This is a genomic window from Paenibacillus sp. NPDC058898, from assembly GCF_049316025.1.
Lineage (GTDB): Bacteria > Bacillota > Bacilli > Paenibacillales > Paenibacillaceae > Paenibacillus_AQ.
In genome coordinates this window covers 22,556-48,529 of the sequence record NZ_JBMOSM010000002.1, presented here as the reverse complement: position 1 = coordinate 48,529, position 25,974 = coordinate 22,556, and the positions used below count along the sequence as shown (strand labels likewise).

Below are 25,974 nucleotides of genomic sequence, written 5' to 3'. Positions count from 1 at the left end.
CAGTATTACCAAGCTACTTATGAAACCGTATTCATTAATCTTATTTCATCGAATCGGGAGGGAAATGAATGAAACGAAACAGGCGACAAGGGATTGCTGCAGCTATTGCAGTATGGATAGTACTGTTATGGCTGCCGACAGCCGAAGCGGCCCAAAATCAGCCTGAATTGCGAAACCTCGCTGCAGGTATCGGGTACACATGGTCGGAGCAGCCGGAACCAAGCTATGGGGATGCGGGGAATAAGTTAACGGACGGGAAGTACGGTTCGACGATCTTCACGGATTCGGCATGGACAGGACATCTCCGCAAGTCCACGCGCAGCGTCATCTTCGACCTAGGGGAGAAGAAATCGATCGCTCGGATTCAGGCGCATTTCCTCCAAGATTCTTCGGTCGGTATTGCCTATCCGAACACGGTATCCATGTATGCGTCCAACGATGGCTCACAGTGGGGAACCCTCGCGCACATCCCTAGCCGCGAAGTGAGATGGGCAGATGTTCCTCCGAGCACCCAAGGCTATATCTGGGACGGCAATGAGGATGGATTAGCTCAGCATCACCCCAATGCGACAATGGCCTATGCCCAATATGTCAAAGTCACATTTACCACCGATGTGTTCGTATTTTTGGATGAGATCGAGATCTGGGGCACGGATGGCAAATTGAACAAAGCCAAGCAGGTATCTGCGGATCGGCTTGCTTATCAGGAACCGGGGAAGGCAACTGGTGGCATGCGTAATCTCGTGCTGTTGAATAACGGGAACGGTCCGGGTAGGGCTGATACCTGGACGAAAGACAACCTTATGCCATACGTGAGTTATGTCAATGGACAAGGTGAGCCGGTGGATTGGTTGTTCGACGGGGTGCTGTTCCAGAGCGAGCAATCGCCGAGTGGACAGGATTTCACGAAGGGAACCGCTACCTTCGGCGATTGGAAGGGGTATTTAGACAAGATGTTCACGGATCAGGGCGATCTGCAGCATTTGAATGAAGCGGTAACTGAAGCGGGGCGAAAGCTGGGAGAACAAGGTCATAAGGTGAACGTTGTGCTCATGATGCCAAACCCAGGTGATACCGTGTCGGATTTCGGGGATGTGGATGGCGATGGCGTGACTGAGAATTTTAATTCTTCCGTTATCGGAGTCGAAGCGGCTTCCGCCAATAAGCAAAAGGCGGTTACCTGGTGGATGCAGCAGATCAAGCAACGGTGGAAAGAAGAGAAGTACCCGAATCTGAAGCTGAACGGCATATATTGGGGCGGTAAAAGCATCAGTATGACCGATCTGAACGAAGTGAAAATAATCCAAGGAACGAGCAAGCAAGTGCATGAGAAGGGTGTGAACTTCTACTGGATTCCAACCTTCCAAGGTAACCGGAATTATGACTGGAAGGCTTTAGGATTTGACGCCGCGCTGCTGGAGCCGGGTGCTTACGCTTCCGCTGTTCCGCAGCGCGTAGAGGATGCCGCAGGTTTAGCGAAGCAATATCAGATGGGAATCGAGCTGGAGTTCGATGAACAGATGAATACCGACACCGATAAGCAGGCGCGATATGTCGATTTGCTGAACGGAGGCATTGACTATGGCTATATGAACCAAGCATTTATGGCATTCGATCAAGGCAATACGGCATCCTTGCTTCAGAGTGCCGAGTCTAGCGACCCCTTGGTTCGTCAGAATTATGACCTCATGGCTCAGTTCGTGACAGGGACGTATGCGAAGCCAAGACCTTGCTCCAAGCAGCCAGAAGACCCCGTGGCTTCGGATGCGACGCAATTCGTGGTGAAATGCGGCACTGAAATTACGGTCGCCCATAAATACAATGACCAAAGCGATATGTGGATCGTATTCGATCGTTTTGGTGCGAATAAGTTGGAAGGGCTCAAGGAATGGCGACTGGCCGAGAATACGGGAACGACGGTGAATCCGGATATGTCTCGACCATCGACGCTTCTTCAGGCGGATGTATCGGACTGGATCGGGCCTTACGTGGTGAGAGCGAATGCGAACGGCAACGGCAATCCGTGGGATTTCACAGGGGGCAACCACAACTACGATGGCGGCAGCACCAGCTCGCATACAGGAAGGACGGATTCGTTCCGCGTGTGGGCGGACGGTATGGAAGTAGCGGATGGTACCGTGACGGCGAGTGTTTATACCAAGATCGTAGTGGTCAATCTGATCCAAGCCTATAACACGAAAGAGGCGGATGGTTCTGGAAGACCCGTGCTTAGGGAGACTGTCACGTACGAGATCTCGGGCGGTCATGTACAGGTCCATAATGAAATCGAGGCGCTGGAAGACATCACGTTCGATACGTATTACGGACTTCAGTCGGTGAATGGCGCATGGAACGATACGGTTCGCTACTTCGCAGGCGATCAGGAAGTTGCTTCAAGCCCTGCGAATAGATACAGCGATTCAGGCACGAAAGCCGTGAATCCGAATGTCGACAGCTATCAACTCAGCTCAACCGATCAGGGAGGATTCCAGCACAAACTGCGTGTAAGGTTGGATCGGCAATATGGTTTAGGGGCTTTAGCGAATCTCGCTGACCATATGCCTGTCATCTTTACGCAGGAATACGGAAAGACCTATTTCTTGCAGATCAAAGGGATGACACCGGAATTGAAACAAGGAGAGAAGTTCGCATGGCAGGGCAGCTATGAATTCTATGCCGAGAACTGAACCATGTGGAAATGCTGCTGCAAAAGCGACGAAGGAAAGATTCATCTCCTGCCTGCACTGCCAGCCATGTGGTCAATGGGCAGCGTGACAAGGCTTAAGGCGAAAGGAAATATCCAGGTGGATATGAGGCGGGAGCATGGGAAGTTGATTGCCTTCTTGATCCGAAATGGAAAGAGTTTGCCAAACTTTACAGAATAGTATAAACCGGCTGCAATCATGCAGCCGGTTTATGTTGATTCGGGTCAAGCAGGGTTCAACGCGGTTATTGATCCAACACAGTTGGCTCAAGCGCAACATTTTTGTAGTCCAGTATTTGCTGTAGAAAGCCACCCAATCTTGAACTTCTCTAAGCGGCTCGGCGTTTAGCCTAAATCGCGTTTCTCTGCCTACTTTCCGGTCGAGCACCAGCCGGCCTCTTTAAGGATGGTCAAATGCTTGATACCGCTGTACGGCCCATTGAAAATTGTGCCTTTAGTTCATGAAGTGGTTTCTCCTCTGTTTGTGATAACAGATGAATCAGTTGACGCCTAGTGGGATCTGCAATTGCGTCAAATACATCGCGGGACGGATTATTCTCAATCACGACAACCCTCCTAAAAGTCTTATTTTTGTTGTTAGTAATCTAATGGTGTATGAAGGGACCGCCGTTAATTTCACCGCCTCTGCATCATGATTTTATAAGTGGAATTTTCGAATTCAAGCCTAGAAATGACGATCACTCGATTAGAGATTTAGTGTTAATCTCTAATGTTTATTCTTAACTAATACCCAAATAAGGCATCCTTTTTGATATTCCGCTTAAAAATCTGATTATGTAGCAAATGGCTAGAAATAGAATCTACCAATGACTTCGGACCCGCAATAAAGTATTTCCCATTGTTTTTTATATAAGGCGTTAAACGATTCAATTTCCTGATGTAAGTCTTCCTTTGAATCAAGATAAGTTACAGTTAATGAAGTATTGTTAGCCATTTCATTTAGCTCATTCTTGTAGATATAAGACTTTTTACTATCCAAATAGAGCAGCTTTTTATGTTTCTCGTCACTATTCCCTTCTGCCTCTAATTGTTTAAGGATCGACCGAAGGATTTCCACCTCAAGCATTTACGGGGGCGGTTTTGATGAGCCAGCGGCCTCAGCTAACACTTCATCCGAGATACCAGCAAAGCCATGACCTTTGGGAATAAATTCTCTTAAAAGACCATTGCCGTTCTCATTGGAGCCCCGTTGCTAAGATATGGCTTTGCTCTTCCTCGCTGGAAATGGCCTAAATAAAATTTCAAGAACTTGTGCAGGTTTATTACGGAGCAATATGCCCAATGACAACGAATAATATATCTCAATTGATTTGCCAAGGAAAGGTCACTGTATTTGCTGCAACACGCACATAATCCAGTTGGCAGGATTCCTTGGTCAGTAGAAGCTTTTGACAAGTTAATCAATTTAGAGTAATATCCACATGTAATAATTACACAGGTAAGAATAAGGATCTGAGTACAAGGCTGTCTCTTTACAGGGGGGGGCTTTTTTTGCGTTTTACGTGTTAGGAATCGAGTTATGGGGGTGGAAGCTATAAATACCGCTAATCGTAATCAAGTACTTATTGTTGAAGATGATGCACATATTAGACGTTTTGTATCGATAAATTTAATAAATAACGGATTTGTGGTGAGTGAGGCTGCATTTGGAGGAGAAGCGATACAACTCTTCACTACGAATCGACCCGATGTTGTTGTTCTGGACATTATGCTGCCAGATGCTGATGGATTTGAAATCTGCCGACAGTTAAGAGAGATAGAGCCTGCGGTCATCATCGTCTTTTTAACTGCCCGCGGACAAGATCTGGACAAGATCAAAGGATTAGAAATCGGAGCTGATGATTATATTGTCAAACCGTTTAATCCGTTAGAGCTTGTAGCACGAATTAATGCGATATTGCGCCGAACAGAAACTGCTCTAAAACCGCAAAGATCCGTGATTCAATCCGGTCCAATTCGGATGGATCTGAATTCGAATAAAGTGTTCAAACATGACTTCTTTATTGAATTAACGCCGAAGGAATTTCAACTAGTTAGAACCTTTCTAGAACATCCCGATACAGCACTATCCCGGAATGAATTATTAAATCTCGTATGGGGAGAGGATTATATCGGAGATCCTAAAACAGTAGATGTTCATGTGCGAAAGTTACGGGAAAAGATTGAAGATGATGGCTCTAACCCACATTGGATCGAAACGGTATGGGGAGTAGGATATCGCTTCAGGAAGGACGGTTAAGAAGTGGGTATTCAGAAAAGATTAGTAGGAAGTTATTTTGTGGTCATCTGTATCACTGTTCTCATTCTGGAGATTTTTCTCATGGTTTACGTGAGATATTATTATCTTCATAATGTTGAGCGGATTCTGATGAATCAAGCGGAGCTGTCTGCTTCTTTTTTTCAGCAATATTTTGCCGATGAAGATCTGGAGAAACAATCGTATCGATTATTAAAGGGGTTTGCACATAACTCGGATGCGCAAGTACAGATTATTAATTCCCCAGGCCGACTTTTGCAGGACTCTACTGGACTTCCAGGCGGCAATGACATGACTACGTATTTAGATGTACGAACTGCACTCCAAGGACAACCCGGCACATGGAGAGGCAAGGACCCTTCCACCCAAGAAGCGATATTAGCGGTATCTTATCCCTTACGAGCCAATGATATCATCGTGGGAGAAGTCAGATTTGTCACTTCCTTGACTGAAACACTACAGACGGTTAATCGTATTGCAATCGTACTGATCTGTGTAGGTCTGTTTGTTCTTGCGATTGTAACCGTTCTTGGACTATTGTTGTCTCGGACCATCACGAGATCAATTAAGGATCTTAAACAGGCGGCAGATCAGATGACAGAAGGAGACTTCAGCATAAGAGTACATAAACGCTATCAGGATGAGCTGGGTTCTTTGGCTGATACGTTAAATATGATGGCAGGTAGAATTTTGAAGAGCGAACAGCTTAAAAATGATTTTATTTCATCCGTGTCCCATGAACTGCGAACGCCATTAACGTCAATTAAAGGCTGGGCCATCACGCTGAAATCGAATGGGAGTCACAACGAGCAAATCCTTAAAGAAGGATTTGCTATTATTGAATCAGAAAGCGACAGGTTATCTCGTATGGTGGAAGAACTGTTAGATTTCTCTAAACTGGATAATGGAAGAATTGTCTTACACTCAGCACCTGTTCATCTATCAGAATTATTGCAGCATGTGGGTAGACAACTTGCCCCAAGAGCAGCTCGGCAAGGAGTCTCACTCGAAATACAAACTGAGGAGAATCTCCCTACCATTCATGCGGACGAGAATCGATTGAAGCAAGTACTAATAAATTTAATTGATAATTCACTCAAATTTACAGATGCCAATGGTCGAATTTTTATACACGCTCATACAGCTCTAGAACAAGTTGTTATTACCGTTGAGGACACTGGGTCAGGAATCTCAGAGGAGAATCTAGAGAATGTGCTGCAAAAATTTTACAAAGTAGATCCACAAGCACCTGGCAGTGGTCTGGGTCTATCCATATCAAATGAGATCATTAAGTTACATCATGGAGAATTACGCATAATTAGTGAGGTAGGTAAGGGTACGAAAGTCCAGATCTACTTGCCGATATAAGAAAATTATAAAATTTAACTTTTTCATAACCACTTCGTTCCCTTTCAAAGATATTATAGTAAATAACCTTGACAATCGAGGAGTTGGTAATCAGAATGCTCAACAACAAACTCATTAGAATAGGTTTCATATCAACTACGTTATTGTTGCTCGGAGGATGTGGGATTCCCGCAACACCAGTAGATATGATTAAGCCTCCATTATCAGAAGCAAGTATTCAGCGAGATAAAATTAATCATGAACTTATTAAATTACTACCTAACGAGGTTCAATTGTTAGTTCCTACGCAGGGGAACAACGGTAATGACATCTCGTTCGGAGATATGGACGGGGACGGTATCGATGAAGCCGTCGTTGTATATGAAGAGAATAAAGCGACAGGTAAAATGTTGAAAGCGGCGCTATTTAAGCAAGATAATGAGGAGTGGCGAATCGTCTCGGAAGTCAAGGGCTTTGGTTACGGCTTGGAGTATGCTGGATTTCCAGATATCGATCAGGACGGTCGATCCGAGCTCGTGCTTGGCTGGTCGCTAGGGGCTGCAGGAAATGGTCTGGACATTTATGGCTTGAGTGAAGATAAATTGAAGCTGTTATCCAAGGAGGAGTATCACGGTAAGATCGATCTTGAATATCCTTCCCAAGGATTGTAGTTAAAATGGGGGAGGTGTCCTATGATTTGAACGGTAAAATAAGGGGCCGACCTGAATCATAAAACACAGTAGTCCGTGGCATTACGTCATGAAACAAGGCGTATTTGCGCTCATCGGATTATTTGTGATGTTCATTTTTAGGGGGATTCCTACAGAAATTCAACAAAATAGAGGTAGCCATCATGTTTATCACCCACATAATTTCAAAACTGGATAAAACTATGCTGTTCATTATAGTATGTCTTGTTGCAATTGGTACGATTGCTATTTATGGAGCCACAGTGGATACGAATTTAGAAGGCCTTCACATTAGTTATTTATATCTATTCGGTGCATTCTGCATTCCTATGCTGGCTCTCGCATTGTTAGATTATAGAGTTCTGTTTGGTAAGCTATCTTACGTTCTCTATGGAATTGGCATAGGGATGCTGGTTCTTGTCAAGTTTACCGGAGAGAACATTAACGGTGCTGTTCGTTGGCTAAGTATTGGAAGTTTTCAGCTTCAACCTTCTGAATTAGCTAAATTATTTACAGTGCTTCTGATTGCTCATTTATTAGGCAAGCGAGAGGGAGCTCAGCTTCGTATTGTTCAAGATATATTACCGATTTGTATCATTTTTATGATTCCTATCATCTTAATTATGCAGCAGCCGGATTTAGGCACTTCTCTAGTTTTTGTGGGTGCACTGCTTAGTATGCTGTGGATGGGTAACATCCGTTCATTATATATGATTCTGTTCATCAGTATTATGATCATTACGGTAGGCATAATATTATGGCTATATTATGCCAATTTCGAATTGTTATCCAAGATGGTAGAGCCTCATCAAATGTCAAGAATTCAGACTTTTCTTGACCCAGCCAGCGATCCCGATAAATCATGGCATGTTAAAAACGCACAATATGCGATAGCTTTGGGAGGATTGACTGGAAGTGACGTATCTTTTTTACGTAGAGGGTTTGTTCCTTATGCGTATTCCGATTCGATCTATGTGGTCATAGGCGAGGAATATGGTTTTTTGGGTTCTGCGGTGCTGTTGCTGTTATATTTCCTTCTCATATATCGCATGGTTCATATCGTCAAAGATAGTAGAGAACTTGCAGGGGCATATCTTGTTACCGGGCTTATAGGAATGTTAGTCTTTCAAATTTTCGTTAATATAGGCATGCATATCGGTTTGGTACCCCTGACGGGTATTTCCTTACCGTTCATAAGTTATGGAGGCAGCTCACTACTTAGTAATATGATTGCAATTGGTTTGGTGTTAAGTGTCAAATTTCATAAAAACGATATCTATATAGAATGAACTAAAGACAACCTTATTATTACAGAAATAGAAAGCAGGTTAAGACATTGGGCATATCTCAAACAGATGATCTCGTATTTCAATTCATCAATCAAATGGCAGTAACATTCTCTGCATTAAATCCATTTATGCGTTTTTTATCAGAAAAAGCGGAATACCTCTTTTACATGGGGATTATTGTTTATTGGTTTACTCGCATCCATAAGAACAGGCAAATGGTGATAACAACTCTCTTGTCAGCTTGTGTTGGATTTAGTGTTGGTAGTATACTTTCTCACTTTTTTTTTAGGGATAGGCCTTTTGTCCATCATACGGTTAACCAATTAATTGAACATTCCGCTAACGCTTCATTTCCAAGTAATCATTCGATTGGGGCCTTTGTAATCGCAACAGGTATATGGTTGTTTCGTAAGAAAGATGGCGTAATTTGGCTTATATTGGCAGGTTTAATTTCATTCTCCCGAATTTGGAATGGTGTTCATTATCCTTCTGATGTCATCACGGGAGCATTTATTGGTGTAATTAGTGCATTTATGATTTATCAAATGGTTCATCGATGGTCTGTAGCTCATAAATGTTTGAACGCTGGCATCAATCTTTATGAAAAAATCGAGAAAAATATTTGGAAAAGTTATAAAAAAGCTTCTAAACTCAAAAATTGAATATTATTAGAATTGAGTGGAGGAAATTATGTCTATCAAACCCAAGAGAAAAGCATTTCGTAAAGTTATGATGAGCATTGGCCTTGTTATGAGCGCCCTGATACTTGGAGTTGGAATCTATGCGGGGTATATATATTATAAGGCGGATGCTGCGATTCAACGTGTGGCAGCTCCAAAGCAGGCTGATGATCCGATTGATTATGTAAAGAAGGAATCGATTCAACCTATGACATTTCTTTTGGCGGGTGTAGATAGTCGGGATGGTGGTGGTGGGGTGATGAATACAGATGTTCTTATGCTTGTCAGTTTCAATCCACAAACCCAATCTGCTAGTTTGTTGTCCCTGCCGCGTGATTTGTTGCTAAAACCTAAATCATTGCCTGCTCATAAATCCAATTATTATTATGCGTATTACTATATAAAGGATAAGTCAGAGGCTATTCCTAATACAAAACGTTTTTTCTCTGATTTGCTAGGTTTTCCGATTGATCATATGGTCGTGTTGAATTTTGATGCCTTACGGCAGACCGTGGACGCGCTTGGCGGACTGGAAATCGATGTCGACATGGATATGAAATATAACGATTCCGCAGACGGAACGCGTATCGATTTAAAAAAGGGCTTGCAGACTCTTAATGGTCAACAAGTGCTCGACTATGTCAGGTATCGTAAATCAAATCAAGGGACGCGGGAGTCCTCCGATTTCGCACGTAACGATCGACAGCAGCAAGTGATCAAGCAGATCATTGAGAAATTGGGGGATTTTCAAGGGATTTCCCAATGGGGAAACGTATTGGACATTATCGGTGAAAATGTGAAGTCTGATATTCCTGAATCTGATCTTCAACAATGGATCTATAATTTCCCGAAAATCAAACCGAATCAGATTCGTTCATTGCAGTTGGAATCCAGTTGGAAAAGTCCCTATGTTTACGTAAACAAAGAGGATTTGCAGCAAGCGTTGATAGATCTGGCTGATGAAGCAGGTATCCGTTCAGAAATTTCGTTTAAATGGGAAACTATTGGGGTACTGGAGTGATCCGTGCATTGAGTCCTTTAGTTGGTCAGACCTGATTTAACTTCATCTCAACTTTCGCTATTTAAACAATTAAACAAACCCTTGATGTAACTAGGTAAACTAGAGATCCAATCCTGCAGTTGACATAAAACAGATGTTTGATTCTTCTGGTTCTGTGCTTTAGCAAAAATGAAGTCATGAGTTGCTGGAGCGCAATCTGGTAGACCAGATCGCGAAATCGCCGGTCCGACAGTGGAAATTAGAAGTCGACATGCTTGCTATACTGGCGGCTACAGCGGCTAAGACCCCGCCTCCGACTGATATCAGATGAATTATTGGAGAACCTTTTGACGTCCTGAATTTGCGTTTATCTACCATTCAGGATCCGATGGGCGCCGTAATCACTATGCAATCACTAAGGATGCCCACTACTTGAATATGAGCATGGCGGCCGAAGGAGGGATACATGACACCTGTTCAGTACCGCCAAAAGGCCCTTAAAAAGCTGTCTGATTTACTGTTGACAATCCACAGGCGATGATGAAGCTACTGCGGCCCCCGCTACTTATGTTAATCTGTCTACTAAAGAACCCTATTTAGAGAGAGGGATGTTACTTGAACAGAAGCGTGTTATATATTGAAGATAACGAGAAAATAGGCAGCCTGCTAAAAGAAGAATTAGAACAGCGAGGGTTTTCAGTTCAATGGCTGCTTTCGGGTGAAGGCGCCGAAAAAGAAATAAATCAGCATGAAGTCGTTATTTTGGATATCATGTTACCCGGCTTGGACGGATTTACGGTGGGTAAACGATTAAAGAAAGCAGCTCCTGCTATTCCTATTTTGCTGTTATCTGCTCGAACATCGATAGATGACAAGGTAGACGGTTTACAATTTGCGGATGACTATGTAACGAAACCATTCCATACGGATGAATTGGTTGCAAGATTAGAAGTATTAATCCGTCGAAAAGGTGGAACGCCTTCTGAACGCATTTCATTAGGAAATCAGATTGAAGTAGATCCGGAAGGCCGAATGGTATTTGACAAACGCACAGGAGAAGAAATTATATTGACAGGGAAGCAACATCAAATCTTATTGTACTTCTTACGGCACCCTAATCAAGTTTTAACCAAAGAACAAATTTATGAAGCCATTTGGGAAGAAGCTTATATAACGGGTGACAAAACACTAATGGTGCATATCCATCGATTGCGCCAAAAGCTGGAACGTCATCCGGATTCCCCGGAGATTATTGAAACGCTGAAGGGGATAGGCTATCGGGTGAAATTATGAAGCAAAACAAATCATTATTTCGTCGTTTTCTAAAAGTACACTTTCTATTTATCTTTTTACCTCCGACCATGCTTATTTTCATCAGTGCGTTTGTTGGAGTTTCAGATATCCATGAAAAAAACGTAAATACGTTAAATCTGTTTTACGTTACCGTGCTATTGTTTGGTTTCATGATGGTCGCATTTGTTATATTGTCTTGGCTGTTTTTCTTGAGACTTCAAAAACGTCTCGCCGGCTTACAGGAAGTCATGTCTTTTTCAGCTAATAACAATTCATTTCCTAAACCCATATCTGTTCAAGCGGATCGTATGGATGAGTTAGACCAATTAGGAAGTTCTTTTAATTGGATGATTCAGCAGCTTGAAGGCAGTCGCAAGCGAGCATATGACGAGGAACTGTTACGACATCGGCTCATTGCGAATTTATCTCACGACTTAAGAACGCCACTTACCATTTTGAGAGGACATGTCACCAGACTAAATCAAGAATCCTTGAGTTTAGAAGGACAAAATTCGTTAACAGAGATTAACCATACGATTACAAGAGTCGGGGAACTAATGGATGATTTACTTACCTATACATTGCTTACATCAGGAAAACATCCTTTTCGGCCCGTTTCAACAGATATTGGGCGTTTAGTAAGGGCATCTGTTGCTGCGTGGTATCCTGTATTTGAGGGAAAAGAAATCCAGCTCGATGTAGATTTACCGACAGAGGAGACTTTTTATTGGGAAGTAGATCCTCAATGGATGGCACGGGTTCTGGATAATTTGTTTCAGAATGTTATTCGCCATGCAGCAGAGGGGAAATATGCCAACATCGTGGTTGAAGTTGAAAAAGAACGAATCATTGTTGCAGACAGAGGTCCGGGTATGGATAACTCCTCCTATGCGAGTGGGGTGGGGATTGGTTTATCGACTTCAAATTATATGTTGAAAAAAATGAAGCTGAAAGCTGACTTTACATCCAATGAAAATGGCACAAGTGTAGCCATTGGTAGGGCGTAACCTAAAGTTAACCCAGAAGTAAACAGCAGGATAACCGGGATGTAACTTTGCCTCTTTATAATGAGAACCATAACAGAAAGGAAGTGTTATGGTTGCTTACATTTAATAACATAGTCAAACATCGCGGGACTCAAAAAATCTTATCAGGTATCAGCTTTAAAGCCAGACCGGGTAGAGTAACCGGTTTTTTAGGCCCAAATGGGGCAGGAAAAAGCTCTACGCTTCGCATCCTGCTTGGATTAGACCGTGCAACCTCGGGGACTGCACTAATTCATGGCAAGCCATTCGCAGAATTACATCATCCTCTAGCAACAATAGGCGCCGCACTGGATGGATCTGGAGCTCATCGTGGGCGAACAGGACGGGCCCATTTACGTTGGATTGCTCGTGCCGCAGGATTGCCTCGCTCACGCGTTGAGGAAGTTCTGGAAATCGTAGGTCTTACGAATGCGGCTGGCAAAAGGGTTGGAAGTTATTCCCTGGGTATGGCGAAAAGACTTGGCATGGCAGCGGCTCTGCTTGGAGATCCCGAAATATTGGTTTTGGATGAACCCGTAAACGGGCTTGACCCGGAAGGAATTCGATGGATCCGGACATTTCTGCGTGAACGCGCCGAGTCCGGAAACACGGTGTTGCTATCCAGTCATCTCATGGGGGAGCTTGCAGAGACGGTTGATGATGTGGTGATTATTAAGCATGGAACCATCGTTGCAGATGGAACATTGGAAGAAGTCATAGGTAACCACTTCTCGCTGGAGGAAGCCTTTTTTGCCCTGACATCTGACAAAGCAGGTGACGTTGTATGAGAGCATTCAAAGCAGAGCTATCTAAATTGTTCTCCCTGCCGGGCAGTTGGCTTGCCTTTCTTATTGGAGCATTTGCCCCAGCGGTCATTGCTGCCTTGGACAGTATAGCGCAAAAAGAAGAGATTATTGCCGGAGTCAGCACACGGCTATCGGAAGTTGGCTTTATAGGATTAGGTCTTGGTGTGCAAGGTGTCATTATTCTAGGTGTGCTTGCCGTCAGCAGCGAGTATTTGACAGAGAGCAGCGAATCAGGTGGAGGACAACAAATAACAACCAGTTTAACGGTTGTTTCATCAAGAATTTATTTATTGCTGGCAAAAGCAAGCGCTGTGACAGTCATCGGCATACTGTTTAGTATTGCTGCTATTATGACAACGTTGTCAGCCACGCATCTTATTCTTGGTGAATATACCCCTGCATTTGAATGGTCTAAACTGATCGGTGTAGTTTGTTACTGGACATTCACTGCTCTTTTGGCATTTGGGATTACGGTTCTAACTAAGAATGGCATGATTCCGCTTGCTGTGCTCATCATCAATACATCGGTTGTATCCTTCAGTTTCCTGCTTTCCAAGGTTACAAAGTTGGCGTTATACTTACCGGATCGGGCTGGTCTTGAAATGTTTATGTTTATGAACGACAGCTTTCTCACCCCGTTCGCAGGCGGTTTAGTCATGTTTGCTTGGGTAGTCGTTCTTTTCATTGTTGCAGCTGTTGTATTCCATAGGAGGGACGTTGCAGCATGAGTACCCCTTCTAGTAAAAAGATAACACGAATTCTTGGTGCTGAACTGGACAAATTAGTAACATTACCTTTGACATGGCTCACTCTTATAGGCACATTCATTGTTAATTTAGTTTTAGCCGCGGCTTTTACTTCGGTGGGTCTGCAGGGGGTTGCAGGGACGCAAAGTATGCTGAATATAGGTTTTGCTTCTATAGGATATCTTCAAGCAGGATTCGTTATGCTGGGGATCTTGGCTACTTGTTCGGAGTATACCGGTGGACAGATTCGAACGACATTAACTACGATGCCTTGGCGTGGGTTTCAATTATCCATGAAGCATCTCGCATTGGCAATAATAACCATTCCTGCGGCTTTTATTATTGCTGCATCAGGTGTGCTGTATACGTATATTAAGATGAGAGACACAGCCGTAGGGTTTGAAATAGACACAATGATCAAGGCCTTATTCGGCGCGACAGGCTACCTAGCATTAACCACTCTTCTTAGTGCAGCTATAGGTGCTTTATTAAGACGAACCACTCCAGCTCTATTGGTACTGCTTGGTTATTATTTCGTTGTCAGTCCATTGGCGAGTGATTATCTGCCTAGGTTAAAAAGATATTTTCCGGATACGGCAGGATATGATATGTATATGCCGCCTTCTCCCGATGAAATAAACGTCTTTACGCCAATGCAAGGGACAGGTATTTTAGCGTTATGGACACTGTTCTTTATTACAATAGCTATTGGATTTTACTGTAAAAGAGATGCCTAAGTTTGGGTCCCGTTAGATAGAGAATTACAGGGCGCTTGTTGAGTTCATTGAAAAGAATAAAATCTCAAGGAGCTTCATACGTGCAGCTGTTCAGGATCCGTTACAGGCAAGTCAACTGGAGAGTAGAACATACTGGATTCATCTCATTATTAAATGGATGTAATTTTTGTTTTATAAAGAAGCATCGATCGATACACATACGAATTGAGGACATCTATTTCTAGTCCTCTTTTTTTGCTTTCTTTGCGGGCAGGCCATAGCGAAATGAGGCCATATTGCATTTTAACAAATGGGTCGCTCCAGATGCGTTACATACGGATATAGATCGGAAGATCGTTGTATAGTAAGCGCTTTACCCTCGCTTCTATAATGGTAGCAAGCTGTAAAAGGCGCTTGATGCTATAACGGCCTGAATGCAGCATAGATGCACGCAGAAGGAGGCAATCCACAGATGTTAGGAAGCAGCGATACGGCGGTGAACGTGGGGGTGAATGCAGAAACTCACATTCGCTTGGCGAATGGCCTGGTGGCTATTGAGGTAGATTTGGAAAAAGGCGGTTATGCCTACACAGGCAGCAGGGGATTCGCTCTGCAAGAAGTACGAAGCGGCTTTCGATGGCAGGGCCGGGAATACCATACGGGACATTACGACCGTCACTATATGATGGGGCAGCCGGAGAAGATCCAAGATTCGTTCGGAACGGGAATCCATGCCGTGATTAAGCATGAATCGGATCTGCTCCCAGGCCTGGAACAGCATTTTTACGTCTATGAGGGAACTTCATCTTTCATCACAAGAGTCGTCATTGTCGGTCAAGAGGACTTAAAGGTAAACCGCATCGCGGTGGTGAAAACCGATAGCGTATCGAGAGGGAGCGAGACGGTTCCGGGAGAAGCGCTGCATGTGCTGCGCGTGCCGTATGACAATGACAAATGGGTGCGCTACCTGACGGAGACGGCCCCGCTGGAGACGGAAAGCTACGAAGTGACGGCCTTGTTCCAGCCGGATAGCCGTAATGGATTGATCCTGGGATCGATCAGTCATGACGTGTGGAAGACCGGCATTCGCGTGAAAGGGGAAACCGCTGGCAAGCTGGATGAACTGGAACTGTACGCTGGCGCGGCCGACATCATGACCCGAGATTCCCAGCCGCATGGCTACGTAAGAGGAACTCGCGTCGCATCGCCGCTGGTTATGGTAGGGGATTACGACGATTACCGGACAGGACTCGAAGCGTATGGGGAAGCGAATGCGAAGATAGCGCCTGCTCTGAGCTGGGACGGCGGCGTCCCGATCGGTTGGAACAGCTGGTCGGCCGCCATGAGCACGCTGGATTACGATCTCTATGTGGCGACGAGCGATTTTCTGAAGCGGGAGGTTCAGCCGCAGGGCTTTCACAACGAGGATACCCTGTACATGAATTTCGATGCGTTCTGGGATCGCCTGACGCCTGCCGAGATGGAGGATGCCTTGAAAAGGGTCCGCGAGAACGGGCACAAACCCGGTACATACTGGACGCCGTTTGCGTTCTGGGGAAGTCCGGCTGGGTTCGGCAGCCCCGTGGAGGGCACCGATGGGAAGTACACCTATGGCGATATCCTGCTTCGCGACCAGGATGGCGAGATTTTGCCGGATGTTGACGGCGGACTTGCGATTGATCCTACGCATCCCGGGAATCTGGCGCGAATCGATTGGTTCATGGATAAATTCGTCTCCGAGGGATTCGAGTATATCAAGCTGGATTTCATGGCTCACGGGGCTCTGGAAGGCAAGCATTACGACCCGGATATTACGACGGGGATCGCTGCATACAATTACGGATTGTCGTATCTGACGGATAAACTCTCCCCGGAGCGGATCGGCAGACCGTTCTTCATCAACCTGTCGATTGCCCCGCTGTTCCCTTATTCCTATGCGCACAGCCGCAGAATTTCCTGCGATGTGTTCGGAACGATCAAGGATACGGAATATTTGCTGAACTCGCTGACGCACGGGTGGTGGATGAACGATACGCTGTACCGTTTTAACGATCCGGACCATGCCGTGATCTATAAAAGCTTCAATCAGGATTCGACGACCCGCCATGAAGGGCGAAGCCGTCTGACCGCGTCCGTGATCTCGGGAACGGTGCTGCTGCTGGGCGATGACTTCCGGCATGAGGAAGCGGCATGGCGGGCCAAGAACTGGCTGGGAAATGAGGCGATCATCGAGATTGCGAGACTGGGCAGAACCTTTGTGCCCGTAGAGGGGAATCTCGGGAAACAGGCTGCGGATATGTTTGTGCTGACCCATCCGAGCGGAGCGGGAACCACGTATATTGCCGTGTTTAACTTTGACGGGGCCGAGTCCGTGCAGAAGACGGTTTCCTTGGAACGCTGCGGCCTTGAGGCGCACGCTTCTTACACGGTTCTGGATGTGTGGGAAGGAACGGCAGGTCAATCGGAAGGCACGCTTGTGGTCGAGCTGGCGCCAGCCGAATCGAAAATCCTGAAATTAAGCCGAAATCAATAGAAGGAGGAGAGGTCCAGTGCGTATTCATCCGTTCAAATTCTTCCAAAAGCCATTCATGCTCTTCTTATCGTATCTGTTAGCGGTGCCTGTGTTAGGCAGTTCCTTGGCTTCGGCAGAACAGCAGCCGAGTCAGGTGGCCGGAGGCATCCTTTCCTACGAGGCCGAGGCATCTCAGAACACGTTTACCGGCAATGCAGGAGCGGTCGATTGCGGCTTCTGTTCGGGCGGGCAAAAAGCCGGCAATCTATACGGCGGCTCCACGCTGACGTTCAACGGGATTCAGGTTGATAAGGCCGGTATCTACAATATGAACATGTTCTACATCTCCGGGGATTCCCGCGCGGCTTCGATCTCCGTGAACGGAGCGGAGAAGGAGAATTTCAGTTTTCCGAAAACAGCGGATTGGAACACGATCGGCACCTATCAGATTCAAATTTACTTGAATCAGGGCAGCAACACGATTCTGTTCGATGACGCAGGCGGATACTCGCCCGATTTTGACAAGATTGAGCTGACCTTTGATTCAGCCGGCGAAAACGGATCAGGCCCAGATGGCAGCATTGGCGATTTAGGCAAGCAAAAGAAAGCCACGAGCTATGGCTCCATTACCTTAACCGAATATGCCAACGGCTTCAAGGTATCCAATCCTACGTATGAGCTGCTGTACAATACCTCGACCGGATTGTCGCAATACAATTGGAACGGCAAAGCGGTTGCCAAGGGGTTATACAGCGAGATCCAGCTCGACCGGATGGTTGCAAGTACAGATTATAAACATCATAAATTCTATAAAAATCAAGTGGTCCCATTCCAGGATGCCACCGGCAAGGGCATCAAGGTGACGGTCGTGAATGAGGATGGGGGAATGCCATCGCTCAGCCAAATCTATTACGTCTATGAAGACGGGCCGTATCTGCTTACGGAAACGGTCGCTTCCCATCATTCCGCAATTTCTACGGGGAACATCGCACCTATCGCAATGGAAGCGAGAGGCGGCATCGACGTCGGCAGCTATGACGATAACCGGGTTCTCGTCGTTCCGTTCGACAACGATGCTTGGTCCAGATACCAAGCGAAGTCGATGAATACCGGCCTCAACAACGGCCTGTATGTCAGCTCTGAGCTTACGGCCATCTATGACAATACGAGCCGGAACGGCCTTGTCATCGGATCGGTGACGCATGACACGTGGAAGACCGGCATCTATTGGAGCGGCTCGAATGACAAATTGAACAAACTGCGCGTATATGGCGGATTTACGTCATCCACCTCCACGTGGGACACGATCCCGCATGGAAAAGTAACGGGCAAGCAGATTGCTTCGCCGAAAATCATGGTCGGCTTTTTCGAGGACTACCGGACCGGGCTGGAGGCGTTTGGCCAGGTGAATGCAGCAATCCAGCCTCCGTTAGCCTTTGGCGAGAACATTCCTGAAGGCGTTCCGGTCGGCTGGAACAGCTGGGGAGCTTATGCCAGCGATTTGAGCTTTGACAAGGCGGTTTCCATCTCGAATTATTTTAAAGACCATATTCAGAACCATTCCTTCAACAATGAGGGCAATATCTACATCAATCTCGATTCCTATTGGGATAACATGACGGATCAGCAGCTGACGGATCTGGTTCAGCTCATTCATAGCAATGGACAGAAGGCCGGCATCTATTACTCGCCGTTCGTGTACTGGGGCAACAATATGCAGCAGGAAGTCGAAGGGACGAGCGGTAAATATAAATATGGCGATATCGTGCTGCGCGATTTGGACGGCAACGTGCTGCCGACGCTGGACGGCGCTTATGCCGTGGATCCGACGCATCCGGGCGTGAAGCAGCGGATCGATTATTACATGAATACGTTCAAGAGCAAGGGCTTTGAATATATCAAAATCGATTTTCTGAGCCATGGGGCAATGGAAGGAAAGCATGATGACCCTAGCGTTCAAACCGGCATCCAGGCCTATAACCAAGGGATGGCTTACGTGAATGAAGTGCTGGACGGCTCCATGTTCATCAGCGCTTCCATCGCGCCGTTGTTCCCTAGCCAATATGCGCACAGCCGCCGCATCTCCTGCGATATCGACGGCAGCATCGGCAGCACGGAATACCAGCTGAACAATCTCACGTACGGCTGGTGGCAGAACGGAACGATCTACCATTATACCGATCCGGACTATATGCACTTAACCAAAGGCGGATCGATGGAAGGCGCGCAGTCTCGCGTCAATGCGGCCGCGATCTCCGGTACGGTCTTCCTGAATTCGGATGACGTAACGGATGCGACGGCACGGCAGTATATGGAAACGCTGCTGACCAACCCGGAAGTAAACGGGCTTGCCATGAAGGGCAAGGCGTTCCGGCCGATAGAAGGCAACACGGGCACGCAGGCAGCGAACGTATTCGTGATGGACGATCAGGGAACTCACTATGTAGCCGTGTTTAACTATACGCAAAATGCGGCACAGCACACCGTGGATCTCGTTCGGGCCGGTATCGCTTCGGAAGGGGCAGCGTCCTATACGGTGACGGATGTATGGAGCGGCCAATCTCAGACGGCGTCTGGCTCTTCGCTGGATGTGACGCTAAAAGCGGCCGAATCCAAGCTTTATAAAATCGTCCCTAATCCATAACAAGAAGTCATCAATTCATCATGTACATCTGCAAGTTCATCGCGGTTCTCGGCTCCACCGGGGATCGCGATTTCTTGCTTTTGCTGTAAGGGTAGTGCTTGTCTCTATATTGGAAAATCATATGAAGAGGAGAAAACAACATGTCAGATATGAAGCTTTGGTATACGAAACCGGCCCAGGGCTGGTCGCAAGGACTGCCGATCGGCAATGGCCGAATGGGGAATGTGGTGGTATCCACTCCTGACAGAGAAATATGGAATATCACCGAAACCACCTATTGGTCCGGCCAGCCGGAGCCGGCTCAAGGGCAAAGCAACAGCAAAGCGGTTTTAGAGCGGATGCGGCAGTATTTCTTCCAAGGAAATTATCGCGAAGGCGATCGACTGGCCAAGAAGCACCTGGAGCCGGAAAAATTGAATTTTGGCACCAATCTGGGACTATGCCAAGTCGTTCTGGAGTTTGACCATAACGTGAAGCCATCCGAGGGCGGGAGACAAAATACAGCAGCTGAACTGCTGTTCCATCGGGAACTGGATCTACAGGAGGCAATGGCGCGTTCTTTTTGCGAGATCGATGGAGCGGAGATGACGCGAGAGGTATTTGCTTCCCATGCTGATCAGGTCATCGTTGCGCGAATCCGCAGCAACCATGGCTCATTAGGCGTGTCATTCTGCATTTCGATTCGAGGGGAGAATGGTCCTTTTCATGCTGCCGTTACTGGGAAGGATACGATCGAATTCAAGGGACAGGCGCTGGAAAGCGTACATAGCAACGGGGAGTGCGGGGTGTCCTGCCAAGGCCAGCTGCGCGTCGTAACGGAAGGAGGGCAGGTGAGCTGCACGGATGACACCATAAACGTATCTGGAGCGGATGAGGCGGCGATTTATTTTGCGGTGAATACGGATTATCGTCAAGAAGGCGAGAGCTGGCGTGCGAAAAGTGCGTTGCAACTGGAGCAGGCCCTTTTGAAAGGGTATGACGAGCTGAAAGCCAAGCATTTGGCGGATTATCAGCCGCTGTTTACCCGCGTACGATTGGACCTGGGAAGCTCCGAACATACCAGTCTGCCTACAGACGAGCGGATCGGCAGGTTTAAGCAGGGCAAGCGGGATGATCCGGCGTTGTTTGCGTTGTTTTATCAATATGGCCGGTATTTGACGATTAGCGGGTCACGACAAGACTCCATCCTGCCCATGCATTTGCAAGGCATATGGAATGACGGCGAAGCCAACAAAATGGCCTGGAGCTGCGATTATCACCTGGACGTGAACACCCAGATGAACTATTTTCCGACGGAGGCCGCGGGCTTAAGCGAGAGCCATGAGCCGCTCATGCGGTATATCCAGCAGCTATCGGTTGCCGGTCGCTCGGCTGCGCGCCATTATTACGATGCCGACGGCTGGGTGGCCCATGTTTTCTCCAATGCCTGGGGATTTGCGTCACCAGGGTGGGGGACTTCCTGGGGGCTGAACGTGACGGGCGGATTATGGATAGCGACGCATATGATGGAGCACTACGCGTACAACCGCGATCAGGCTTTTCTGGAGGAGTTGGCTTATCCCGTGCTGAAGGAGGCCGCAGCCTTTTTCATGGATTACATGACCGTGCATCCGAAATATGGCTGGCTGGTGACAGGTCCGTCGAATTCGCCGGAGAACAGCTTTTATACCGGCCATCCGGAGGATGGGCATCAGCAGCTGTCCATGGGTCCGACCATGGATCAGGTCTTGATTCGGGATCTGCTGGCGTTCTGCGTGAAGGCAGCACAGACGCTGGGCGTGGATGAGGAGCTTCGGCAGAAGTGGCTGACGGCACTGAATCAACTGCCTCCGCTGATGATCGGCAAGAAGGGGCAGCTGCAGGAATGGCTGGAGGACTATGAGGAGGCGCAGCCGGAGCACCGCCATCTGTCGCATCTGTTTGCGCTGTATCCCGGCAGCCAAATCACCCCGCATCGTACGCCGGAACTCGCTGCGGCAGCCCGAGTGACACTGGAGAACCGGAACAGCCGGGCCGACCTGGAGGACATCGAATTTACTGCGGCGCTGTTCGGACTCTTCTACGCCCGATTGCATGACGGAGACCGAGCGGCGCAGCATATCGCCCACCTGATCGGGGAGCTGTGCTTCGACAACATGCTCACCTACTCCAAACCCGGCGTAGCCGGAGCCGAGGCCAACATCTTTGTCATCGACGGCAACTTCGGCGGCACCGCCGCCATTGCGGAAATGCTGCTGCAAAGCCACGAAGGCGAGATTCATCTTCTGCCCGCACTGCCGGCAATATGGCCGACAGGCAGTGTGAAAGGGCTGAAGGCAAAAGGGAATATTGAGGTGGATATGAGCTGGGAAGATGGGAAGCTGGTTGAGGCGAGGGTGAAGGGGAATGAGAGCGGGAGTGTGAAGGTGTTTTATGGGGGGAGGGAGATGGGGGTGAAGGAGAAGGGAGAGTGAGATAGAAGCAAGGAGTACAGGAAATATAGAAGAGAATTATTAACATTTAATAGTGGCATCTAATACAAACAAGATGTCACTTTTGTGGTACAATATTCCTATTATTAATTAATCCAAAAGGCCCTTAATATCATATGGAAGGGTGTTTAGTTGTGTATTAGAAGCAATAACCAATCTAGCAATTGCCTTATCAGTTTCGTAATGATCAGATTAAACACATTTCATGCTTAATATATGATTGAATCCCAAAAAAACATATCATTTGTGAGATAGACCCTTTTTAGGGCAATCAATATATAACTATAGATATGGGTGGTGCTGTACTTGTTAGAGAGGCGAAATAAGATTGCCAGTGTACTCACATGGATAGGGGTTGCTATTATCGTAGCGGGTATCGTTTTAGGTTTAGTTTTAGGAAAAATGGATGTCGGCACCTATAGAGAGTCGTATGAACGAGTGTGGTTATTAACAATCATTTATTGGGCTACAGGATTGATATCAGGAATGGGTATTATCGGATTATCAGAAGTTATAGAACAATTACATAGTATAAATTTGAAGATGGGAAAAGAAGCAGAGCAAGACAATGATGATTTGGAATTAATAAATGGGTAATTCGGGGGTTGAAATGTTAGTAAATTTAGAATGTCCTGTAGAATTGCTTGAATATGAATTATATGAAAGCAAAAGCACTGGTAGGATTTACTGTTCATTAACGTTTAATAACGTGTCAGACAAAATTGTTAAAGGACTTAAGGCTACTCTCTATTGTTATGACCAATTTGGCGATTCTGTTGGTGAAGGAAATAATAGCTTAGAATGTAAAATTGAATTTAATGAAGATTTAATACAGAATCGAAAACGAAAAACTGACAACAAGATATCACTGTCCGATTTTCAAAATGTTAGGAAAATAGAAATTGATGTAATAAAAGTCTTATTTGATGATGAAACGATCTGGAATAAGGGCACATCAGAATTAGAAAAAGTCGAATTAACCAAGATAGAGAATAAAATGCTTTTAGAATTTGTTAAGGGTCGCGCAGGATCGGATGCCAAGTACTTTGCTAAAAAGTATGATGATAAATGGGTATGTGTTTGCGGAAGGCTAAACTATGACGATCTATCTACTTGTAAAAGGTGTAAAAGAGGAAGAGATGATGTATTAACTGAGTATAGCGATGAGGAAAAGATTAGGAACGATGTGAAAGCTTATGAAGTAAAGAAAGCTGAAAGACAAAGAATGGTAGAGGAAGAAAGAGAACGGCAATTAGAAATCAACAAACTAAAGGCAAAGAAAGTGACCAAATATAGTTCTATTGTTGCTGCTATAGTACTAATCGTTGGAGTAACTGTATTTGGATTTAAAACGAATTTTACGTTTTCTATGGCAAAACAACAGTTGTTGAAGGATAAGGAATTGGGCGAAACAATAAAAGATGAGGGTTTAGTGAAAGATGATTTTTTATTAGAAAATGGGGGTGGAGAAAATCTTCAAAATAGCAGGGAAGAAAAGTCTCTAGAAATGAACGGCATTATCGACTCTTCATTTGTAGAGGGTGGAGGGAGCAATGGGCGTGGAGATTTCACAATTAAGTATCGTAAAGACGGTAGCATCAAAAGTAAACAGATCGATGATATTGTGGAGCCCCTCATTATAGATATTGATAACAATGGCGTGAAAGAGATTGTGATAAGTCATGGAATATATTTATCGGAACTTAGTAATGCTCAAATGCCGTTTTGGGATGATGTATATGATTTCGATATTGCCAAAGAAGAGTTGGTTTTGGCGAGCAGGCAATATCCAGAATATTATCGAAGTTATTACATACCATCCAATAAGAAACGAGAAGCTGAAAGCACTGATGCTGTCGAAAAACATACACAAGCAGTGCTTATACAGGCAGCGACTGATTTGATTGATGGGAATTTCATTCCCGATGTTAATCAAGAGAAAATCACCAAACTACTGGAAAATAATGCATCGACAGATAAACTGAATATAATCGGAGAAGATGATATTTTTTATATTCACGGTATTACACTTGGTATGAATATAAATCAAGCCATTAAGATACTGGGTAAACCTGATGAATCTTTTGAGGTGAACTCGAAAGTCGCGGTTTGGTATTTCGAAAACAATTTAGAGTTAGTTGCGGAATATTGGAATGATACCATACATTATATCGATTTAGGTGAATTTGATCAGTTGGCCATGGAGCATAAAATGAACACCTTGGGGGAGCCAACGAGACAGTATCAGGATGAATATGAATACATTACTCCCGGCCAGACGCTTAGATTTCATTCTATGTCAAGTCCAGGAAGCTTCAGAGTGCAGCTTATGGATCCTGAATCGCCTTAGAGGGAATGAAAACAAGTTACTGTAATTTTATATCATATGAAGCTTCCACTAATTCATCCCTTTCACCGTCTCTACACATGTGGTATAAGGGAGCATACCTGCCTTCTTATCTATCGAGTATAACTGACGTTTATTTGACCCACACGTACCTGTCATTGATGGGATGTTCGTTTGAATCAATTCTAGTTGAAGTTTATGCATGTGGTAAGTAGGAGCTTTTTTTATTAATGTATAAACAATAAGGGGATTATTTAGGAGCAGCTAAACGGCTCAGACTTGCATGGCGTAAACTTTAACGGTACAAAACTTACCGATAAGCGGGACAATCTTCGTAATAAATGCTAAGCCGAATAGTGAAGCTTTATGTAAAAAGGAAAAAGCTCTTTCAGTATGATGCTGAAGAGCTTTTTCAGCTTATTCTGCTCTAACTTTTGGGATAAGGATTTTTATGATTTGTCCTGTTTAACAGATAGTCAGTACTTGTCTGATGCAGATCAGCAAGTTTGATCAAAATAACAACCGGTATGTTTACCTCTCCACGCTCGTAATTACTATAAATTCGCTGACTGCAACCGAGATATTCCGCAACCTGCATTTGTGACATATCCTTATCTTCACGGAGATTTCTGATCCTCTCAAACATAGTTACCACCTCAATGCTCATCATACTTTAGCGAGCATACCGCTATTGATTTTTAGCGATATAATCGCTAAGATGAGATTAGTATGATGAAATAGGAGGGGATTTAACCATGGGCAGTCTCTTGGAGAAGCTTTTTTATGGAAATATCCATCCCGACGAACACATTCATCCCGATAATCCAGAATACAAGTTACTGAACGAGAAGATTTCAAAAACAATAGAGTCCTATCACAAGAAGCTTTCATCAGAAGAGTACGATGAGTTGGAGGAGTTAATTGACTTGCTAGGACAAACGACATCCTTGTATTCTGCTGCCGCTTATACAGAAGGGTTCCGGTTGGGGGCATTGGTGATGATTGAGGTGTTGGAGGAGAAACGGAGATTGGTAATCGAGGAAAGAATTTAAGAGAAGCGTATAAAGAGTCACACAGCTTTCTATTTAAGAAAATCACGGGACGATGGTGAATTTGAAGAGGTTCTCTCGAAGCATAGGGATACCCTTCGGGCCTTGGTAGAGAATCGAAATTGGACCTATAGGCTATACGAAGAAGTGGCTTCTGGGGAAAAAATCGAGTCCCGGAAAGAAATGCAGAAGTTACTTCGGCATGTTGAAGACCAGCTATATGATGGAGTAGTGGTCACGGACATTGACCGTTTGGGTCGGGAAGAAAATAAGGATTGGGCACTAAAAAAAAGACGTTTTTGAACTCCGAGACGGTAATCATTACACCGAACAAGATACGATCTGGAAATAGACAATGACGATGTATCTTTTGATTTC

General features: G+C 45.4%; 21 protein-coding genes and 2 pseudogenes. 20 read left to right on the top strand and 3 right to left on the bottom strand.

Going from position 1 to position 25,974, the window contains the following annotated elements:
* Positions 1–68 precede the first annotated feature (68 nt).
* Both ACOZB4_RS04280 and ACOZB4_RS04275 read left to right on the top strand, forming a co-directional pair.
* The gene (locus tag ACOZB4_RS04280) at positions 69–2,687 is read left to right on the top strand and encodes a DUF4855 domain-containing protein (RefSeq protein WP_379407163.1); all 2,619 of its coding nucleotides are present in this window, start codon (positions 69–71) and stop codon (positions 2,685–2,687) included.
* Between the two features lie 3 nt (positions 2,688–2,690).
* A complete protein-coding gene (locus ACOZB4_RS04275; RefSeq protein WP_379407164.1) occupies positions 2,691–2,885 on the top strand; it encodes a glycoside hydrolase family 95-like protein in 195 nt (64 codons plus the stop codon).
* A gap of 78 nt (positions 2,886–2,963) precedes the next feature.
* Here the strand turns inward: ACOZB4_RS04275 and ACOZB4_RS04270 are convergent.
* Both ACOZB4_RS04270 and ACOZB4_RS04265 read right to left on the bottom strand, forming a co-directional pair.
* Positions 2,964–3,270, bottom strand: a pseudogene (locus tag ACOZB4_RS04270) (ArsR/SmtB family transcription factor); the annotation flags it as partial.
* A 478-nt stretch (positions 3,271–3,748) separates the two neighbouring features.
* Positions 3,749–3,917 (bottom strand): annotated as a pseudogene (locus ACOZB4_RS04265) (IS30 family transposase); the annotation flags it as partial.
* Between the two features lie 327 nt (positions 3,918–4,244).
* Here ACOZB4_RS04265 and ACOZB4_RS04260 point away from each other — a divergent pair.
* From ACOZB4_RS04260 to ACOZB4_RS04185, 16 genes are all read left to right on the top strand, one after another.
* Complete coding sequence (locus ACOZB4_RS04260; protein ID WP_379407165.1) at positions 4,245–4,964, top strand: response regulator transcription factor; 720 nt, start codon at positions 4,245–4,247, stop codon at positions 4,962–4,964.
* Positions 4,965–4,967: 3 nt separating this feature from the next.
* A complete protein-coding gene (locus ACOZB4_RS04255) occupies positions 4,968–6,350 on the top strand; it encodes a sensor histidine kinase (protein WP_379407166.1) in 1,383 nt (460 codons plus the stop codon).
* 272 nt (positions 6,351–6,622) lie between these two features.
* Entirely contained in the window at positions 6,623–7,000 is a 378-nt protein-coding gene (locus ACOZB4_RS04250; protein ID WP_379407167.1) for a hypothetical protein, read from the top strand.
* A gap of 182 nt (positions 7,001–7,182) precedes the next feature.
* Positions 7,183–8,307 (top strand): FtsW/RodA/SpoVE family cell cycle protein, encoded by a 1,125-nt coding sequence (locus tag ACOZB4_RS04245; RefSeq protein ID WP_379407168.1) that lies wholly within the window; start codon positions 7,183–7,185, stop codon positions 8,305–8,307.
* 47 nt (positions 8,308–8,354) lie between these two features.
* Positions 8,355–8,969 carry an undecaprenyl-diphosphatase gene (locus ACOZB4_RS04240; RefSeq protein WP_422759483.1) on the top strand — a complete coding sequence of 205 codons (615 nt, stop codon included), beginning with the start codon at positions 8,355–8,357 and terminating at the stop codon, positions 8,967–8,969.
* Between the two features lie 28 nt (positions 8,970–8,997).
* Complete coding sequence (locus tag ACOZB4_RS04235) at positions 8,998–10,008, top strand: LCP family protein (protein ID WP_379407170.1); 1,011 nt, start codon at positions 8,998–9,000, stop codon at positions 10,006–10,008.
* 594 nt (positions 10,009–10,602) lie between these two features.
* Positions 10,603–11,280, top strand: coding sequence for a response regulator transcription factor (locus tag ACOZB4_RS04230; RefSeq protein WP_379407172.1), 678 nt, complete (start codon positions 10,603–10,605; stop codon positions 11,278–11,280).
* Positions 11,277–12,287 carry a HAMP domain-containing sensor histidine kinase gene (locus tag ACOZB4_RS04225; RefSeq protein ID WP_379407173.1) on the top strand — a complete coding sequence of 337 codons (1,011 nt, stop codon included), beginning with the start codon at positions 11,277–11,279 and terminating at the stop codon, positions 12,285–12,287. Before ACOZB4_RS04230 ends, ACOZB4_RS04225 begins: the two co-directional genes overlap by 4 nt.
* A 92-nt stretch (positions 12,288–12,379) precedes the next feature.
* Positions 12,380–13,093, top strand: coding sequence for an ABC transporter ATP-binding protein (locus tag ACOZB4_RS04220; RefSeq protein WP_422759482.1), 714 nt, complete (start codon positions 12,380–12,382; stop codon positions 13,091–13,093).
* Positions 13,090–13,839 (top strand): ABC transporter permease, encoded by a 750-nt coding sequence (locus ACOZB4_RS04215; protein ID WP_379407175.1) that lies wholly within the window; start codon positions 13,090–13,092, stop codon positions 13,837–13,839. The genes ACOZB4_RS04220 and ACOZB4_RS04215 overlap by 4 nt, the downstream gene beginning before the upstream one ends.
* Positions 13,836–14,594 carry an ABC transporter permease gene (locus ACOZB4_RS04210; protein ID WP_379407176.1) on the top strand — a complete coding sequence of 253 codons (759 nt, stop codon included), beginning with the start codon at positions 13,836–13,838 and terminating at the stop codon, positions 14,592–14,594. Before ACOZB4_RS04215 ends, ACOZB4_RS04210 begins: the two co-directional genes overlap by 4 nt.
* A 451-nt stretch (positions 14,595–15,045) precedes the next feature.
* The gene (locus ACOZB4_RS04205; protein ID WP_379407177.1) at positions 15,046–17,106 is read left to right on the top strand and encodes an alpha-galactosidase; all 2,061 of its coding nucleotides are present in this window, start codon (positions 15,046–15,048) and stop codon (positions 17,104–17,106) included.
* A 16-nt stretch (positions 17,107–17,122) separates the two neighbouring features.
* Positions 17,123–19,729 carry a carbohydrate-binding protein gene (locus ACOZB4_RS04200; protein WP_379407178.1) on the top strand — a complete coding sequence of 869 codons (2,607 nt, stop codon included), beginning with the start codon at positions 17,123–17,125 and terminating at the stop codon, positions 19,727–19,729.
* 140 nt (positions 19,730–19,869) lie between these two features.
* Positions 19,870–22,182 (top strand): glycoside hydrolase family 95 protein, encoded by a 2,313-nt coding sequence (locus tag ACOZB4_RS04195; RefSeq protein ID WP_379407179.1) that lies wholly within the window; start codon positions 19,870–19,872, stop codon positions 22,180–22,182.
* Between the two features lie 324 nt (positions 22,183–22,506).
* Positions 22,507–22,797: a hypothetical protein gene (locus tag ACOZB4_RS04190; protein ID WP_379407180.1), complete on the top strand. Its 291-nt coding sequence runs from the start codon at positions 22,507–22,509 to the stop codon at positions 22,795–22,797.
* 13 nt (positions 22,798–22,810) lie between these two features.
* The gene (locus tag ACOZB4_RS04185; protein WP_422759481.1) at positions 22,811–24,550 is read left to right on the top strand and encodes a hypothetical protein; all 1,740 of its coding nucleotides are present in this window, start codon (positions 22,811–22,813) and stop codon (positions 24,548–24,550) included.
* A gap of 424 nt (positions 24,551–24,974) precedes the next feature.
* On the opposite strand, the gene ACOZB4_RS04180 is transcribed toward ACOZB4_RS04185, so the two are convergent.
* Positions 24,975–25,193: a helix-turn-helix domain-containing protein gene (locus ACOZB4_RS04180; RefSeq protein ID WP_422759480.1), complete on the bottom strand. Its 219-nt coding sequence runs from the start codon at positions 25,191–25,193 to the stop codon at positions 24,975–24,977.
* 109 nt (positions 25,194–25,302) lie between these two features.
* Between ACOZB4_RS04180 and ACOZB4_RS04175 the strand changes: the two genes are divergently transcribed.
* Both ACOZB4_RS04175 and ACOZB4_RS04170 read left to right on the top strand, forming a co-directional pair.
* A complete protein-coding gene (locus tag ACOZB4_RS04175) occupies positions 25,303–25,599 on the top strand; it encodes a DUF6809 family protein (protein ID WP_379407184.1) in 297 nt (98 codons plus the stop codon).
* A gap of 9 nt (positions 25,600–25,608) precedes the next feature.
* A complete protein-coding gene (locus ACOZB4_RS04170; protein WP_379407215.1) occupies positions 25,609–25,899 on the top strand; it encodes a recombinase family protein in 291 nt (96 codons plus the stop codon).
* The last annotated feature ends 75 nt before the right edge of the window (positions 25,900–25,974 follow it).

Coding starts and splice junctions, on each gene's coding strand:
- ACOZB4_RS04275 (WP_379407164.1), top strand. CDS start 2,691: ATGTGGAAATGCTGCTGCAAAAGCGACGAAGGAAAGATTCATCTCCTG.
- ACOZB4_RS04215 (WP_379407175.1), top strand. CDS start 13,090: ATGAGAGCATTCAAAGCAGAGCTATCTAAATTGTTCTCCCTGCCGGGC.
- ACOZB4_RS04180 (WP_422759480.1), bottom strand. CDS start 25,193: ATGTTTGAGAGGATCAGAAATCTCCGTGAAGATAAGGATATGTCACAA.
- ACOZB4_RS04205 (WP_379407177.1), top strand. CDS start 15,046: ATGTTAGGAAGCAGCGATACGGCGGTGAACGTGGGGGTGAATGCAGAA.
- ACOZB4_RS04280 (WP_379407163.1), top strand. CDS start 69: ATGAAACGAAACAGGCGACAAGGGATTGCTGCAGCTATTGCAGTATGG.
- ACOZB4_RS04210 (WP_379407176.1), top strand. CDS start 13,836: ATGAGTACCCCTTCTAGTAAAAAGATAACACGAATTCTTGGTGCTGAA.
- ACOZB4_RS04195 (WP_379407179.1), top strand. CDS start 19,870: ATGTCAGATATGAAGCTTTGGTATACGAAACCGGCCCAGGGCTGGTCG.
- ACOZB4_RS04175 (WP_379407184.1), top strand. CDS start 25,303: ATGGGCAGTCTCTTGGAGAAGCTTTTTTATGGAAATATCCATCCCGAC.
- ACOZB4_RS04245 (WP_379407168.1), top strand. CDS start 7,183: ATGTTTATCACCCACATAATTTCAAAACTGGATAAAACTATGCTGTTC.
- ACOZB4_RS04235 (WP_379407170.1), top strand. CDS start 8,998: ATGTCTATCAAACCCAAGAGAAAAGCATTTCGTAAAGTTATGATGAGC.
- ACOZB4_RS04185 (WP_422759481.1), top strand. CDS start 22,811: ATGTTAGTAAATTTAGAATGTCCTGTAGAATTGCTTGAATATGAATTA.
- ACOZB4_RS04225 (WP_379407173.1), top strand. CDS start 11,277: ATGAAGCAAAACAAATCATTATTTCGTCGTTTTCTAAAAGTACACTTT.
- ACOZB4_RS04260 (WP_379407165.1), top strand. CDS start 4,245: ATGGGGGTGGAAGCTATAAATACCGCTAATCGTAATCAAGTACTTATT.